The sequence below is a fragment of the Staphylococcus sp. ACRSN genome (genome assembly GCF_022346615.1).
GTDB lineage: Bacteria > Bacillota > Bacilli > Staphylococcales > Staphylococcaceae > Staphylococcus.
The window spans coordinates 98,490-115,429 of record NZ_JAKRNS010000006.1; the positions used below are offsets into that span (position 1 = coordinate 98,490).

12 protein-coding genes are annotated in these 16,940 nt (G+C 32.3%); 2 read left to right on the top strand and 10 right to left on the bottom strand.

Annotated features, from left to right (window positions below; all coding sequences use genetic code 11):
• Positions 1-110 precede the first annotated feature (110 nt).
• The 4 genes from nagB to MHZ36_RS07375 form a co-directional block, all read right to left on the bottom strand.
• Positions 111-839, bottom strand: a complete 729-nt coding sequence (gene nagB, locus MHZ36_RS07360; RefSeq protein ID WP_239230745.1) for a glucosamine-6-phosphate deaminase — start codon at positions 837-839, stop codon at positions 111-113.
• Positions 840-877: 38 nt separating this feature from the next.
• Complete coding sequence (locus tag MHZ36_RS07365) at positions 878-2,413, bottom strand: PTS transporter subunit EIIC (RefSeq protein WP_239230746.1); 1,536 nt, start codon at positions 2,411-2,413, stop codon at positions 878-880.
• A 310-nt stretch (positions 2,414-2,723) separates the two neighbouring features.
• Positions 2,724-3,755, bottom strand: coding sequence for an ornithine carbamoyltransferase (gene argF / locus MHZ36_RS07370; RefSeq protein ID WP_239230905.1), 1,032 nt, complete (start codon positions 3,753-3,755; stop codon positions 2,724-2,726).
• A 795-nt stretch (positions 3,756-4,550) separates the two neighbouring features.
• Positions 4,551-5,813, bottom strand: a complete 1,263-nt coding sequence (locus MHZ36_RS07375; RefSeq protein ID WP_239230749.1) for an MFS transporter — start codon at positions 5,811-5,813, stop codon at positions 4,551-4,553.
• 438 nt (positions 5,814-6,251) lie between these two features.
• Between MHZ36_RS07375 and MHZ36_RS07380 the strand changes: the two genes are divergently transcribed.
• Entirely contained in the window at positions 6,252-6,911 is a 660-nt protein-coding gene (locus MHZ36_RS07380) for a hypothetical protein (RefSeq protein ID WP_239230750.1), read from the top strand.
• A 230-nt stretch (positions 6,912-7,141) separates the two neighbouring features.
• On the top strand, positions 7,142-8,371 hold the full coding sequence (locus MHZ36_RS07385; RefSeq protein WP_239230752.1) for an ArgE/DapE family deacylase: 1,230 nt from the start codon (positions 7,142-7,144) through the stop codon (positions 8,369-8,371).
• A 188-nt stretch (positions 8,372-8,559) separates the two neighbouring features.
• On the opposite strand, the gene argB is transcribed toward MHZ36_RS07385, so the two are convergent.
• The 6 genes from argB to MHZ36_RS07415 form a co-directional block, all read right to left on the bottom strand.
• Positions 8,560-9,321 (bottom strand): acetylglutamate kinase, encoded by a 762-nt coding sequence (gene argB, locus MHZ36_RS07390; protein ID WP_239230754.1) that lies wholly within the window; start codon positions 9,319-9,321, stop codon positions 8,560-8,562.
• 14 nt (positions 9,322-9,335) lie between these two features.
• Entirely contained in the window at positions 9,336-10,574 is a 1,239-nt protein-coding gene (gene argJ / locus MHZ36_RS07395) for a bifunctional glutamate N-acetyltransferase/amino-acid acetyltransferase ArgJ (protein ID WP_239230756.1), read from the bottom strand.
• Between the two features lie 18 nt (positions 10,575-10,592).
• Complete coding sequence (argC, locus tag MHZ36_RS07400) at positions 10,593-11,624, bottom strand: N-acetyl-gamma-glutamyl-phosphate reductase (protein ID WP_239230757.1); 1,032 nt, start codon at positions 11,622-11,624, stop codon at positions 10,593-10,595.
• A 40-nt stretch (positions 11,625-11,664) separates the two neighbouring features.
• Positions 11,665-12,858, bottom strand: a complete 1,194-nt coding sequence (rocD, locus tag MHZ36_RS07405) for an ornithine--oxo-acid transaminase (RefSeq protein ID WP_239230759.1) — start codon at positions 12,856-12,858, stop codon at positions 11,665-11,667.
• Positions 12,859-13,204: 346 nt separating this feature from the next.
• Positions 13,205-14,842 carry an APC family permease gene (locus MHZ36_RS07410; RefSeq protein ID WP_239230761.1) on the bottom strand — a complete coding sequence of 546 codons (1,638 nt, stop codon included), beginning with the start codon at positions 14,840-14,842 and terminating at the stop codon, positions 13,205-13,207.
• Positions 14,843-15,396: 554 nt separating this feature from the next.
• Positions 15,397-16,797 carry an MFS transporter gene (locus MHZ36_RS07415; RefSeq protein ID WP_239230763.1) on the bottom strand — a complete coding sequence of 467 codons (1,401 nt, stop codon included), beginning with the start codon at positions 16,795-16,797 and terminating at the stop codon, positions 15,397-15,399.
• Positions 16,798-16,940 lie beyond the last annotated feature (143 nt).

Consider the following 16,940-nt stretch of genomic DNA (forward strand, 5'->3'; position numbering starts at 1 on the left):
CTATTTACTATCCAAAATAAAATATCCTTTGTGATTCAACTTAAAATATAGAGGCAAAAAAGACCAACTTAGTTTCAAACTAAAATTGGTCTTTGATATCCTTAATTTGTTTACTTCCCAAAATACACTGCATCATCAACAATAATCTCTACATTAGGGTGCGTGTGCAATATAGAAGCAGGTAAGTCTTCCGTTACATCACCATTTAATAATCTTTCTATGATTTCACTTTTACTATTACCTAATGCAAGCAATATAATACGTTGTGCCTTCATAATTGAAGCAATTCCCATCGATATCGCTTGCTTAGGCACCAACGCTTCATTTTCAAAATGAATACTATTTGCACGAATAGTAGATTCACTCAACTCCACAATACGGGTCGTACTATCAAATGATGCTCCAGGTTCATTAAACCCAATATGACCATTTTCACCAATACCTAATATTTGTATATCAATCGGTCCTAAAGTATTCAATGCATGCTCATAATCATTACATTCCTTCTCAACATCAGAACTTAATCCATTAGGAATATAAATATAGTTAGGGTTCCAAGTATGATTGTATTTAAATAGCTGCTCTTGCATATAAATATGGTAACTTTGAGGATGCGTTTTACTTAGACCAATATATTCGTCTAAGTTAAATGTACGAATACGATTTAAATTTAATTTATTTGCTTCAATCAATGTATTGAGATTTCGGTACACATCTAACATGGTATTACCTGTAGCTAAACCTAATACTGCATCAGATTTACTGTCAATTACTTTAAACAATTCAGTAGCTACGTATTGACTTGCCATTGCTGCATTTTTCAAATTAATCATCTTCATCGTTTTGTCCTTCACTTTCTTTAATATAATTAGAAATATTAATTGCTAGATAATAATACTTCGATATCATTTTTTATATTTGTCACATGAGGTCCGTATATAATTTGAATACCATTCCCTTTTTGTATAATACCTTTAGCCCCAGTAGTCATGATCATACTTTCATCTATGAGGGCACTGTCTTTTAAGGTGATACGTAATCGAGTTGCACAACAATCGACAGTGTCAATATTTTCCGCTTCACCTAACCCTTTAATAATCGTCACCGCTCGTTCTGATGGATCTACTTCATCTATCATTGATTCATCTTCTCTTCCTGGTGTTTTAAAATTGAATTTTACAATTAAATATTTGAATATAAAATAATATATTAAGAACCATATTACACCTATCGGTAACACTAAAAGAAAGTTCGTTTTAGCATTACCTTGTAAGACGCCAAATAATAAATAATCAATAAATCCACCACTAAATGTTTGACCAATTGTAATATTAAAAATATCTGCCATCATAAATGCTAAACCGTCTAAAAAAGCATGTATAAGATATAAAATAGGCGCAACAAATAAAAAGCTAAATTCTAACGGTTCAGTAATCCCTGTTAAAAAGGAAGTGAGTGCTGCCGATAACATTAAACCGCCTACTACTTTCTTTCGATCTGGTTTGGCAGTTTGATATATTGCAAATGCTGCGCCACAAAGACCAAACATCATTGTAATAAAACGCCCTGACATATAACGAGAAATACCTGAATAGAATTTTGTGATATCAGGATCTCCCAACTGAGCAAAAAATATATTTTGTGTACCTTGGACTAAGTGACCTTTTACTTCTAATGTGCCTCCTAGAGCTGTCTGCCAAAAAGGTAAGTAAAATATATGATGTAACCCAAATGGTCCAAGTAGCCTCAATATAAAACCAAAGAAAAATGTACCAACCGCACCTGTTTTATCTACAACACCTCCAACTAGATAAATACCATCTTGAATCGTTGGCCAAGTAAAGAATATGACTACGCCAAGTATCATTGATGATAATGACGTAATAATTGGTACAAAACGTGAACCCCCAAAGAATCCTAGATACGTAGGTAAGGCGATATTGTTAAAACGATTGTGCAATAATGCTGTCATAACTCCAGTTATTATGCCACCAAACACACCAGTTTCTACAGTTTGAATACCTAACACTAAACTTTGACCTGCATTAATCATTTCTTTTTCAGCTACTAGTGAATTAGAAATAATTAACAAACCATTCATCGAGGCATTCAATATCAAAAAACCTAACATCGCAGAAAGTGCAGCTGTCCCTTTATCCTTTTTGGCTAAGCCAATTGCAACACCAACTGCAAATATAACTGCTAAATTTTGAAATACAATATTCCCAGCTGCTGACATTAATGTAAATATGTTTTGTAGCATGCTGATATTCAGTAATGGATAGGCCTTTACCGTATTAGGATTACTCAAGGCGCCACCAATACCAAGTAGCAAACCAGCAGCAGGTAATATAGCAATAGGTAACATAAACGACTTTCCAAATTGTTGTGCTTTTTCAAACCATGAACTCATTATATAACCCCCTATCGCTTTAAATATAGCGGTTAAGAAAATGGTATTCAACAATTTATTAACTTTTGAAAAATATTTTCAAAATCACTTAAAGTGATTGCATAATAACCATGTAAAAAACAGAACAAATCAAACATCTAAATTATTCATTATCACTTAATCATAATGAATAATATTAAAAAAATGATTTATTCGGTCTCTTTATACTTTTGTTAGGTTAAAAATTTAAAAACAGGCTGGGAACGATTTACTTTCCCAACCTGCTTTTCATATATCTTATTCAAATTTAAGTATTAAATTAACTTATATTTTAAAATATATCGCCTAATGTAACAGACATGATTGCTTTAATAGAATGTAACCTATTTTCAGCTTGATCAAAAACGACTGAATGTTTACCTTGAAACACATCATCAGTCATTTCCATTTCTGTTAAACCATATGTTTCATATATTTGTTGACCTACTTCAGTGTTTAAATCATGGAATGCTGGTAAACAATGTAACACAATCACATCTGGATTCATTGTTTGCAGTAACATTGATTCATTCACTTGGTATGGTAATAACTGATTTATTCTTGTTTCCAATACAGATTGATCTTCCCCCATTGAAAACCATACATCAGTGTAGATTGCATCTGTTTGATAAATCGCTTTTTGAACATCTTCAGTAATTAACAAATTACTTCCAGATTGTTCAGCATACTTTTTCGCTAGTTGTTGTATTGACTCATCTGGTTGCAACGATAAAGGAGCAGCAATATGTACATGCACCCCAAGAATTGCACCCGTCACAAGTAAATCATGCGCAACATTATTTCTAGCATCACCAACGTATGTTAACGTCTTACCTTTTAAAGTTCCGAGGTTTTCTTTTAAAGTAAAGAAATCAGCAATCATTTGCGTTGGATGCCATTCATTTGTTAAGCCATTCCATACTGGCACATTTGCATTTTCTGCCAATGCCTCTACATCTTTTTGATGAAATCCTCTAAATTCAATACCATCATACATTCTGCCTAATACCTTTGCTGTGTCAGACGTGGACTCTTTTACACCTAAGTGAATATCTCCTTGACCAAAGTATTCTGGATATGCACCTAAATCATAAGCAGCCACGCTAAATGCAGAACGTGTTCTTGTAGATGGTTTTTCAAAAAGTAACGCCAAATTTTTCCCCTTTAAATAAGGATGTGGTATGCCTCTTTTTTTCTTTTCTTTTAATTCACCAGTAAAATCAATTAAAGTATTTAATTCTTCTGTTGAAAAGTCACATGTTTTCAAAAAATGTTTACCTTTAAATGTTTGCAATTTTTTTAATGCTGTTGTGTACGCCCCAATTACATCACTCCAATATTAATATAAGATTAATATACATAATAAAGGTATTTTACACAGAAATCAAGTATAAATATACTGTTTATTGTATATTGTTGAAATTAACTAATTTCTTTCCTCTTTTTTTATTTAAGTCGTGCCCATTTTTTCAGAATTTAACAGTTGTGTAAGATATAGAATCATTTAGGAATTGTACTCAATCAAATATTTACACTTTAGAATATAATGAATCGAGTTACGGACTGTTTATTTTAAACAACCTAAAATTTTATATAATTTATATAGCCTAATAATTCCGGAGGTGAAACCACATGTCTAGTGTAATTGTTGAATTAATTAAGCAAATTCTATCTCAATTTGTTTCTGGAGGATTTCAATAAAACGATAAATTTTCTCATTCATCCACTACTTTTTGCATTCATCCATTTTACCTTTCTCAATAAATAAACATCACAAATGTTTACAGTGATGAATCAATTCAAAGCATCATAACTGTATGTTATATATAAATTTAAAAGCACATAGAATAATAAACACTCAGGTTTATATTCATAATATATGCTGGATATATAGCACAATAAAAATAGAGGTAAAGACGTTAATAACATCTTTACCTCTTTATAATTAATACCACAGTTGATTGATTTGAAAATTTATAATTTTTCATTTTTTTCTACTAATATTTGATAATTCAAAGTTATATACTTTACGACTACTTTTACTATTATTAATAACTTATCAAACACATCATATTCTATATATTGAATATAGTTGTATAAATATTAACAAAGTATGAAGTTATTCAATCGCTTGTTTTTTTCTATTTTTAATACGCTCACGTTCTTCAGGCGTTTTTAAGAAGCGTGTCATAATTGCACTTGCAACATATAAACCAAACAATAAGTACATCATACCTTGTACCCCGATACTATCATAAAACAGTGCCACTAGACCCGGTCCAACGAATACACACAAACCGGCACCTAAATTTAATATTGCCATGGCTGGTCCTTTATCTCCATCATGTACCAGTGAAGGCACAAGTGCTGAAATTGGTACAAAACCAGCTAAACACATCCCCCATAAGAAACCAACTGTTCCTACAACTAATACATTTCCCGTAAATATTTCAGGTATAAAATATAAGCCCAATGTGAAAATAGCACAGCCTATCCCACCAATATAGGATATTGTATTTTTCCAACCAATTTTATCACTCAATGCACCAAATATTAAATTAAATATAATATTTGCAATAAATATCGTTCCCCAAATATTCAACCAAGTCGTGGTCGCAATACCTTTGCTCGATAAGTAAATTGGTAAAAATAATGGAAATGCGTATTGTGCTGCTTGATTTATAATACGTACAATACAAGCGATAGCAACTCTAGGTTCCCTAAATAAAATCGTAACACCTGCGCCTACTTCTTTAATATGATCTTTAAATCCTTCTTCTCTTTCTTCAAGTTCAAATTGATCTCTATTCACAACAATCGCTAAAAATGCACCTATAATAACCCAAATAATTGCCGTCCATAAGGTTATAAAATGACCAAATAATTGAATTGCCATTGAAGAATAAAATGCACCGAGTACACTCAATCCTCCAGTAAATACAAACCAGAACCATCCAACAGCTGCACCTAATCTTTTTTGAGGCGAGCGATAAGCTACCCACACTAAAAAGGAATATGCAAATAGTGGATAACCAAATCCTCTAATTGCATAGGATGGTATCATTAAATCATAATTCATAGAAGGTATTGCAAATCCTACAAATATAATATGACCTAAAATATATAGTGCTGTCCCTATAAGCATAACCTTTCTTGGGCCTATAATTTCAACTAATACACCCGAAAGCCATGATCCGATAGCAATTGTCACACCATAGCACGTCGTTAGTACTGCAGTTTGCTGTACAGATAAACCATTGTCATGCAAATATGGACTTATCCAAGCTAATTCTAAACCATCCCCCATCATAAATAATAATACGCCAATATATCCCCATAACAATGTTGGAGGCATTCCCATTTTCGCTAATTTTTGATTCATAAAAATTCACACCCCTTTAAAATAAATACTGTAAAATTGCATAATAAAATTTTGATTTAGTTATATTTACTTGCATTACGGATTTACAAAGTTAATATACAAAACATTTTAGAAAGCGTTTTCATTTGTTAGTGTTATATTATTTCATTTTTTCTAACAATGCAAATTTATTTTCGTTTATTTTCATTTATTTTCGTTTTACATTTTGGCATTTTCTATAATCACTTGAATTTTACGTTTTAAAAAGTAGCTATATCATGTATGTATCCGTTGCCATAATACTAATTTATTACTCATTAAATTACATACTTCTCTTAAATATTTTTGAATTCACAAAATAAATTCTTAATATTATCATCTTTTTTATTAATCTGTTACAGTACAGTTAAAATTAGAATCATATATTGTTTAAACTTAAGGGAATGGATGGGGGATCCTATGAAATTTGAACAAATCACTTTACTAACATCAAATTTTACTGAAACGATGCAATTTTATGATGAAATACTAGAATGTCCAGTACAAAAGATAAATGAGGACTGTTTTAATGTAGAAATTGGGGAATCTACTTTAGTATTCCAACGTACTAATGAATTAATGCAACCTTATTATCATTTTGCAATTGATATACCATATAATTACTTCTACGACATGAAGCAACATTTTCAAAATATATTGTTTTTATTAATGGAAGAAGGTAAACATTCTGTTTACTATGAGTCTTTTATTGCACATTCAATGTACTTTAACGACCCTTCTGGTAACATCGTTGAATTAATCGCTAGAGCAACCAATATAACTGATGAACCTGAATTTTCTAGAATTAGTGAAATGAGTTTTGTATGTAACGATTCAACAACACTATATGAAGCACTGTTAAACTATAACGTAAGCACTCACAACGATACAAAGTTCAATCCAAGAGAGTTAAACTTTGTGGGCGATGCAAAGGATGAAAACTACATCCTAATCACGCCAGAACAAAGAAAATGGCTATTTTCAGATAAAATGTCCTTGGCATTTCCAATCACAATAACAACAGAGCAATTTCAACTATCTTATAACACTAAGAATCAATGGAAATTGCACTCACTTTAAAACTTACTATGTATGACTTTTATCATTACCTTACACTTTCCGAAATATTATGCAGACAATATTTAATTGTTATATTAAACAAATACCTAACTCTTTTTAAATATAATTAAGAAAAATTATTAAATTACATCATCTTAAATATGATTTGCAATTTAATCATAAGCATTTTTCTTATCAAAATAATAATACGGATGTATAATTTATATAGTTTGTAAAAGGAGTGGTATATTATGAGCACATTTTCAAATGAGGAAAAAGTGCAAATATTATCTGATATTGTAGAGATTAATACAGTAAATGATAATGAAATTGAGATTTGCGAGTATTTGCAAAAATTATTCGCGGAACATGGCATTGAAGCAAAAATTGATAAAGTAGACGAACGTCGTGCAAATTTAATTGCTGAAATTGGTGAAAGTGGTCCGGTTATCGGTATATCTGGTCACATGGACGTCGTTTCGGAAGGTAATCGAGATCAATGGAAATATGATCCATTCAAGTTAACTGAGGAAGATGGCTTTTTATACGGTCGCGGTGCGGCAGATATGAAATCAGGACTTGCAGCTTTAGCTATTGCATTAATCGAAATAAAGCATTCTAATGCATTAAAAAATGGCCGTATTCGATTCCTAGCCACTACTGGCGAAGAAATGGAACAACTTGGTTCCCAACAACTCTATGAAAAAGGCTATATGGATGATGTAGAAGCTTTAGTTATCGCTGAACCTTGTCAGGACATGCTTGTTTATGCACATAAAGGTTCTATGGATTATAAAATCAAATCAACAGGTAAATCTGCACATAGTTCCATGCCAATAATTGGCGTCAATGCGATTAAACCATTAATAGAATTCATCCAAGATATAGATGAAGCATATGCTAGAATTTCAAAAGAGGTTAAAGGTGAGTCATTAGATTTTACAAATCTCTTACAGAAATTCAGTACATCATTGCCATCATCTATCAATAAAGATGAAATTGAAGATGTCTTAAAAGGTCTTGTTATAAGTAATACATTAATACAAGGCGGTGTCCAAGTGAACTCCGTACCTGAGTCAGCCGATGCAGATTTTAATATCCGAACAATACCAGAGTATAATAATGATCAAGTTAAATCATTGTTTGCGGATACTATAGCAAAACATAATAATCAAGGTGCACATTTAGAAAGTGATTTATACCTAGATTTAGAACCCGTACTTACAACTGGACAAAATGGTTTAATCGAATCTGCTAAGTCTATTGGCGATCGCATGTTCAATAAAGATTTACTTGCGTCTCCAATTGGTGGTGTAACTGATGCATCAAACCTTTTACGTGGTAAAGATGAATCGTTCCCATTCCTTGTATTTGGGCCAGGCAGTGAACCACATCAAGTAAATGAACGTGTGGAAAAAGCAATGTATTTTAAATTTATCGACTTTTACATTGAGTTATTAACAACATACGTCAAAAAATAATCAGATATTAATATACCCTAGATTATAGTTCAATCCATATTGAGATTAGCGTACTATAGTCATTAGTCATACTCATAAATAAAAAGCGTTCAAAACATACTATTCAATTTGAATATGTTTTGAACGCTTTTTTCAAGTTATCTTTTGTCTTCTGTTTTATTTAATAAATCTACAAATTAATAGCTACTTTAACGTTGTATCGTTGTACCGACTTTAGCGCCTTTCACCAATTTGTCTATCACATGTGGTTCATTCCCAGCTGCAATTACTACTTTTTGACAACCTAGTTCAATGGCTTCCACTGCATCTTGAACTTTTGGAATCATACCACCATATATATCTTCTTTATCAATAAAATATTGAATGCTTTCAGCGTTTAACTTTAATTGCACTTCTTTATCAATAATTACACCCGGAATATCACTTAATAAATAAATTGGTGCTGTTAACGCTTGAGCGACCTTATATGCCAATGTATCTGCATTAATATTATATAATTGTCTCGTATCTTGTTTAATACCGATAGAAGCTAAGACTGGTATAAAATGATTAGTTAAATGTTGAAAAAATTCTGTATTCATATCAATCGGTTCACCTACAAAACCATACTTTTCACTGAGTGGATTAATATCAAAAAGTTTCCCATCAATACCATTTATTCCTATACTTATATTACTATTATGATTCATCTTACTGACGAGTTGTGGGTTAACTTGTCCAATCAGTGTTTGGCTGGTCACAGACAATACGGTTTCTGTTGTCACGCGTAATCCATCTTCAAATTTAGGTGCAACACCTTCATTTTCTAATGCTTTGTTTATAAATGGTCCACCCCCATGAACGATAATGGGTTTATAACCTTGTTTTTTTAATGTGATAATATCTTCAATAATTGATTCATGTAAGTGTGTTAATGTACTGCCGCCTATTTTTATAACAATATAACTCACTATGCCAACTCCCCTTATGTTCTATATGAAGCATTAATTCGGATATAATCATATGATAAGTCACAACCATATGCTGCTGCTTCACCTTCGCCAGATCCTACATTAACTTCAATTTCAATGGTATCAGCTTCAAGTTGTTCTTTTAGCTGTAATTCATCAAATTCAAGTGCCATTCCTTCTGCTACAACTGGCACTTCTGCTAAAGTCACATAAGTTTCGTGTGGCTCAACATTTTGGGAAGCATAACCTATTGCTGTGATAATTCTACCAAAGTTTGCATCTTCTCCATGTATAGCTGATTTAACGAGGTTCGAAGAAACGATACTCTTAGCTATCATTCTTGCTTCTTCTGAATCAACTGCACCTTTAACTTTCGCTGTAACTAATTTTGTTGCACCTTCGCCATCTTTCGCTATCGCTTTGGCAAGATACTGCGTTACAAAATTCAAAGCATAATTAAATTTGTGCCATTCTGAGTGCGCAGGTGTAAGCGCATTGTTTTTAGCTTGTCCATTTGCCATAAATAGAACCATGTCATTCGTACTTGTATCACCATCTACCGTAATCATATTAAATGATTGGTCAACCGATTGTTTCAAAGCGGTCGTCAAATCAATACTTTCTATGTTAGCATCTGTCGTTACAAAACCTAGCATTGTTGCCATATTTGGATGAATCATGCCAGAACCTTTAGCCGTTCCACCTATCGTTACAGTCTCACCATCAATTTCAACTTGAACTGAAAGGTGTTTCGTCATCGTATCTGTCGTTAAAATTGCCTCACTAAAGAAATCGCCTTGGTTAAAGCCATCTTTCATCACATTTTGCGTACCATATTTAATTTTATCCATAGGTAAAAATGAACCAATGACACCGGTTGAAGCCACACCAACATTATGTGCAGGCAAATTTAATTGTTCCGCTACCCACGTTTGAGTATCTTTAGCATCTTGTAACCCTTTTTCACCAGTACATGCGTTTGCATTTGCTGAATTTACAACAATTGCTTGTAGTGTTTGATTATTATTAATACATGCTTCCGTTACTTGTAAAGGTGCTGCTTTAAAACGATTTAATGTATAAACACCCGCTGCTGCTGCCTCATTTTCAGAATAAATCCATCCAAAATCTTTACGTTTTTTTCTTAATCCAACGTGAAATCCACCAGCTACAAATCCGGAAGGAGAACTAACATCACCTTGTAAATCTACATTCAGTTGATCTAATATATCTATTGTTTCAATATCTTTCATAGTATCTCTCCTTCTTTTTTATGGGTATACTGGTGATTGATTTAATCCAGTTGTTTCTTCTAATCCGAACATTAAATTTAAATTCTGTATTGCTTGACCACTTGCGCCTTTAACTAAATTATCAATGACTGAAACAATTACAGCTGTTTGTTGAGTTTCATCAACATATAAACCAATATCACAGAAGTTACTTGCATATACTTCTTTTGTCTTTGGATATTCACCCAAATCTCTCACCCGAACAAATGGTTTATCATCATAATATTTCTTGTATGTTGCCTGTAAAGCTTCACTTGTAAGTGGTTGTTTTAATTTGACGTAAATCGTCGATAAGATACCTCTTGTCATCGGAACAAGATGAGGTGTGAAAATAACATTGATATTTTTATTAGCTACTTTAGTTAAATACTGTTCAATTTCCGGTTTATGTTTATGTTTTCCAATACCATAAGCGCTAAAGTTTTCATTCATCTCGGAATAGTGGACGTTTTGTGAGAGTGACCTACCTGCTCCTGAAACACCTGTCTTTGCATCGATGATGATTGAATCTGTATCAATCATTTCTTCATCTATGACTGGATGTAATGCCAATAATGTTGCCGTAGGGAAACAACCTGGATTTGCAATTAAGTTCACTTCATTTCGTTGAATTTCTGTCCACTCAGCAATACTATAATCTGCATTATCTAATTGTTGTTGTGATGCAGCTGCTTCACCATAAAATTGTTGATACACATCCCTATCCTTCAATCTAAAATCACCTGATAAATCAATGACTTTAATACCTTGTTCTACTAATTGAGGTGCTATGTGTTTACTCACATTTGAAGGTGTTGCAAAAAATACGACATCACATGATATAGCTTCATTATTTAACGCTTCGTAATGATGTGTTATGTGATTTAAGTGAGGAAATGTCTTACTAATCGGCTCATCAACCTTTGAATGTGAAAAAATATATTTAATTTTTACTTGCGGATGTTGTGCCAATAATCGAATTAATTCGACCGCACCATATCCACTTCCTCCTACAATCCCAACTTCTATCATAACGTTCATTCCTTTCTGAATATTCGCACTTTTAATGGTATTATTTATTTCCTTTTTCTAATACTTCAGTTATCACTTTTGCTACTGTAGCTATTTCTTCCTCATCTATTACTAATGGCGGTGAAATTCTAATAATATTACTTTGCGTTTCCTTACATAACACGCCTTGTTCAATCATTTCCAAACAATACGGTTGTGCTGGTTCGTTAAGTTCGATTCCGATAAATAATCCCCTACCTCTGACATCTACTATTAGTTTACTATCAATAATTTGTAATTGATTCAGCAATTTTTGTCCTAATTCTGCTGATCTTTCAATTAATTTTTCATCAATTAATACATCTAAAGCTTCACTGGAAACTGCACATGCAAGAGGATTACCTCCAAATGTGGAACCATGTGTACCTGGTGTTAAGACGCCCATAATATCAGCATTAGCAAGTACTGCCGAGATAGGATAAAGACCGCCACCTAGTGACTTACCTAGTAAATAGACATCTGGTTCTACATTCTCCCATTCCATAGCAAAGAGTTTACCTGTACGTCCTAAGCCAACTTGTATTTCATCAGCAATAAGTAAGATATTATGTTCATTACATAAATTACGTACTTCCTGAATAAAATACTCAGGCGGTATATTGACGCCACCTTCACCTTGAATAGGTTCTAAGATGATTGCTGCTGTATTTTCATTGATCAATGATTTCAGATGTGTCACATCACCATAATCAATTGTATGCATATTATCTAATAAAGGTGTAAATCCTTTTTTATAGCTCTCTTGTGAAGACAATGAAAGAGCACCTAATGTACGCCCATGAAAATTTCCATTCATCGCAATGATTTCAGGCTTACCTTCTGAAATACCTTTTACATCTGTTCCCCACTTTCTAGCAATCTTAATTGCTGTCTCAATGGCTTCAGTACCTGTATTCATCGGTAAAACTTTTTCTTTATTTGAAAGCCTACAAATTTTTTCTTCCCATTCACCTAAATTGTCACTGTAAAGTGCTCTTGATACCATGGTGATTTTTTCACTTTGCTCTTGGAAAGCTTTAATAATTTTAGGATGACAATGACCATGGTTAACGACTGAAAATCCTGATACACAATCAATATAGCTATTTCCGTCTACATCCCAAACTTTAGCTCCCTTACCTTTAGTTAAAGCTAATTTTAATGGACTATAATTATTAGAACTGTATCGATCTGTTAATTCAAATAAATCGTTCATTTTAACCCTCATTCCTTTATATTTATTCCTGAAATTGAATTAATATTCAAAATAATACACTGATATTGTTAATTAGTCAAAGATTATTTTTAAAAAAACTGCATAAGTTAATTCTTTTATTTAACCACATTACCGTATTTTTAGTTTTTTAAAAATCACTTCAACACTTACTACGCTTTAAACCAACAAGATTAATAAAATGTATTTATTTTGCATATTTCACAAACAATATTTTTTATTTTTTCATATCAATTAATAAGCCAAAAAATTCACCCTTATAGGGAAATAAAAAAGAACAAACTGGTGCATAAATAGTCCAGTTTGTTCTATTAATAGTTATCAATGTTTATTCTTGATTTTCTAACTTTTGTTCTTCTTTTAAATTCTGACTCATATCTTTGTTAATTTTTTTCGCACGTTTAAAGTACACACTTTCGAAGTAGCTTGTTGTACCAATTTTATAAAAGATTAATGCGACGATAACAATTACAACAAAGTCATATGGGTAATGAATCCAATTCATACCATTAAATTCTTTACTACCTATAAATGATAAGAAGGCAAGAATAATTAAGTATAAAATAATCCATAAACTACCGCCGATTTGTTTTTTCGTATTTTTCCAATTCATCTTATATTCATAGAAGAAATAGATTGGCAGACCTAAAATGATAATAAATATTACTTCAGCTGTCGTTGGCCACATAGCCCAATAAATCGCTAGTGACGCTAATACAAATGAAAATGGCGCCATAAATCTCAACATATTCGCACGAAATGGTCTATGCATTTTAGGAGCCATTTTACGTAACGATATGACTGTGGTTGGACCAGTTAAGTATGCCACTAACGTTGCTGTAGAGATTACACTAGCTAATACTGCCCAATCTCTAAATAGTGATACCATTACCATACTAATAATTGCATTAAAAACAATTGCAACACGTGGAATTTTATATTTATCATTCATTTTGCCTAAGAATTTAGGAATATGTCCATTTTTCTCCATTGCACGTAATACACGACCTGTAACAGCAACAAATGATACACCTGTACCAAATGGCGAAACAACTGCTTCTATATAAAGTAAGATAGCTAACCAGTTTAATCCAAGTAGAATGGCCATATCAGCAAATGGTGAGTTGAAATTAATTCCACTCCATCCTTTTGAATGTATCATGTCTTGCGGCATAGATGTGATAAATGTACTTTGTAATACGATATAAAGCACTGCACTTAATGTAAGTGAAATTGCAATGCCTCGCGCGATATTCTTCTCAGGTTTTTGAATTTCTGACCCCATATTAATGATAGTTTGGAATGCATTAAATGAGAAGATGATACCAGATGCTGTTGTTGCGGCAAAAATTGGTGCTGAACCATATGGCATAAATTGTCCAGGTGAATGACCGTAGTTACCAGCATCAAATCCAGAAATCATTAACATAATAATTGTCAATAATGGTACACCAAGTTTAAATACCGAAATTAAGCTCGTAAATGATGTAAGCAATTTAACTGACCAATAGTTTAATAGAGAAAAGATAATTATAATCACGAATACCGTAAGTAAACCAGAGTTACTGATTGAACCATCCTTCATTAAACCACTCGTAAATTTTGCCCACTCCCAAGGCCAAGAGCTCATGTATTGAACTGCTGAAACAGCTTCAATTGGAATGATTGTAACTAGTGATACCCAGTTTGCCCATGCGGCAATAAACCCAAGTAAAGAGCCATGTGTATATTGGGCATAGTTACTCATCCCACCTGATTGTGGAAACATTGTACCAATTTCAATATAGTTATATGCTATAGAGCCTATAACTACAAAACCTATAATCCATGAAATAATTGCAGCTGGGCCAGCGATAGAAGACGCTTCCCATGCACCAAATAACCAACCTGAACCAATTAGCGATCCAAGCCCTAATAGTACAAGCTGCGACAAATTAATTTTTTCACTCTTTTTCTGTTTTCCCATAAAAACTCCTACTATTCATCGTTTTATATTCATATCAAGGCAAATGTACAATGTATACACTTTCTTGTATATGTTGTTATTATACGCATATTAAAATTCAAGTCAAATCAACATTCTAACCAGTAATAATTGCATAATATTGCATATTAATTCGTTTTTTAAGCTATAATTGCATAAAGATAGAACGCAACTTATCGGCTTTCCGGTCACTATATAAAGTCGATGGAGCATTTTTCATCGATGTTACTCATTTATTCATAAATAGTATATTCTCCTTCATAACAACAAAAGTTTCAAACACGCTACAATCCTTGTCACACCAATGGTTCAAGTTCGATTTAACCCTAAAACACAAAGAATTTGTTACATATTTTACTTTTTAATGTATTTTTACATAAATAATTGTTAAATATGGATTTAAGTGATTTTATCTCACTAAAATCACCGTTTTATAATGTTACTCAAATATAAAATTTCAAAATAAGCTTATTTTTTTGTATTTAATTATCCTTTTTTACTTATTAAATAGATAAATAACTGTACCGTCTAACTAATTACTTATTGAGTTTGTTTTCTTCTTCCCACCATAGTGCTTCTTTTGGATTACTAACCACTTCCTCATATTCCTTTTCAGTTTCAACATTTGGATATGAACCTTTTAATGACTTATTGGAAGTTGATTTAAACATCGTTACAAATATGATAAGTCCAATGACATTTATAAACATTAAATAATAGGAAGGTGCAATTTCTTGTCCTGTCGTTTCTACTAATGTGGATAATATAAATGGTGTTAGTCCACCAAATATAGCAGCACCTATGTTATAAACCAATGACAACGTTCTTAATCTGACTTTTGTATGGAACATACTAGGTAATAATGAGGGCATAACACCTTCAAATGTTGCCATAAAACAAGCGATAATCAGTAGACCAACAATGATTACCGGTAAGACCGGGATACTCATCAACCAAAATGCAAATATTGAAAATAAACTAAAACCTGTTAGACCAAAGAGGATAGTTCTTTTATTACCCACTTTATCGCTATACCAACCAAAAAAGAATACTGCTGGTATCATTACTACCATTGTCAATGTACTTAACACGGACCCCATTGCACCACCTAAATTGATTGTCTTATTTAAAAATGAAGGCATAAATGAAAGAACCATATAATTTGCAACATTTAAAAATGCAACACCTGTGAAACATACAATAATATCTTTCCAGTAGTATTTAAATATATCTAAATATGAATATTCTAATTCCTCTTGTTCTTCTAATGTAGATTCATATGCTGGGCTTTCATCCAAACTAGAACGTAAAATAATACCAACAATACCAAAAGGTGCGGCAAGAATAAATGGTATACGCCATCCCCAATCTGACATTTGTTGATCATTTAAAAAGGTATACATCGCACCAACCAAGACAGCTGCCATGATATTTCCTATTAAAGTACCAATTTCCAACCCACTTCCTAATTTACCTCTCGTTTTATCAGGAGCAGTTTCTGCAATATAAGTCATTGCGCCTGCATATTCCCCACCAGTTGAAAATGATTGTACCATTCGAACTAGTAATAATAATATCGGAGCCCAAATACCAATTTGCTCTTGTGTTGGCAGTAAACCTAACACAAGTGTTGATGCTGCCATTAATAAAATTGTAGTAGATAGAACGATTTTACGCCCATATTTATCTCCCAAATGACTGAAAAAGATACCCCCAATTGGGCGCACAATAAATGCGAAGGCAAATACAGCAAATGTTGAAATAATTTGCATTTCTGATGGTAAATTACCAAAGAAATTCGCACTTAGTATTACAGCAAGTTGTGCGTATAAACCAAAGTCAAACCACTCTATAGCATTACCTACACCTGTGGCAATCACACTTTTTTTAGTTTGATTTGTATCTACCCTATTTACTTTTTCTCTTTTAAATTTCACTTAAAAACACCCCTTAAATTGTACACGTACTTTATTTTAAATAGCCTATGCACAAATTAATAAACAATTTACACTTTCATTAAATATATTCTTTTCCATTGATATTCGTTACACAAAATTCATTTATAAAAAATGTATCAAAA

What these genes read in the sequence shown, in the direction of transcription:
- nagB (WP_239230745.1), bottom strand. Translation starts at nt 839, where the DNA reads ATGAAGATGATTAATTTGAAAAATGCAGCAATGGCAAGTCAATACGTA.
- MHZ36_RS07365 (WP_239230746.1), bottom strand. Translation starts at nt 2,413, where the DNA reads ATGAGTTCATGGTTTGAAAAAGCACAACAATTTGGAAAGTCGTTTATG.
- MHZ36_RS07375 (WP_239230749.1), bottom strand. Translation starts at nt 5,813, where the DNA reads ATGAATCAAAAATTAGCGAAAATGGGAATGCCTCCAACATTGTTATGG.
- MHZ36_RS07380 (WP_239230750.1), top strand. Translation starts at nt 6,252, where the DNA reads ATGAAATTTGAACAAATCACTTTACTAACATCAAATTTTACTGAAACG.
- MHZ36_RS07385 (WP_239230752.1), top strand. Translation starts at nt 7,142, where the DNA reads ATGAGCACATTTTCAAATGAGGAAAAAGTGCAAATATTATCTGATATT.
- argJ (WP_239230756.1), bottom strand. Translation starts at nt 10,574, where the DNA reads ATGAAAGATATTGAAACAATAGATATATTAGATCAACTGAATGTAGAT.
- argC (WP_239230757.1), bottom strand. Translation starts at nt 11,624, where the DNA reads ATGATAGAAGTTGGGATTGTAGGAGGAAGTGGATATGGTGCGGTCGAA.
- rocD (WP_239230759.1), bottom strand. Translation starts at nt 12,858, where the DNA reads ATGAACGATTTATTTGAATTAACAGATCGATACAGTTCTAATAATTAT.
- MHZ36_RS07410 (WP_239230761.1), bottom strand. Translation starts at nt 14,842, where the DNA reads ATGGGAAAACAGAAAAAGAGTGAAAAAATTAATTTGTCGCAGCTTGTA.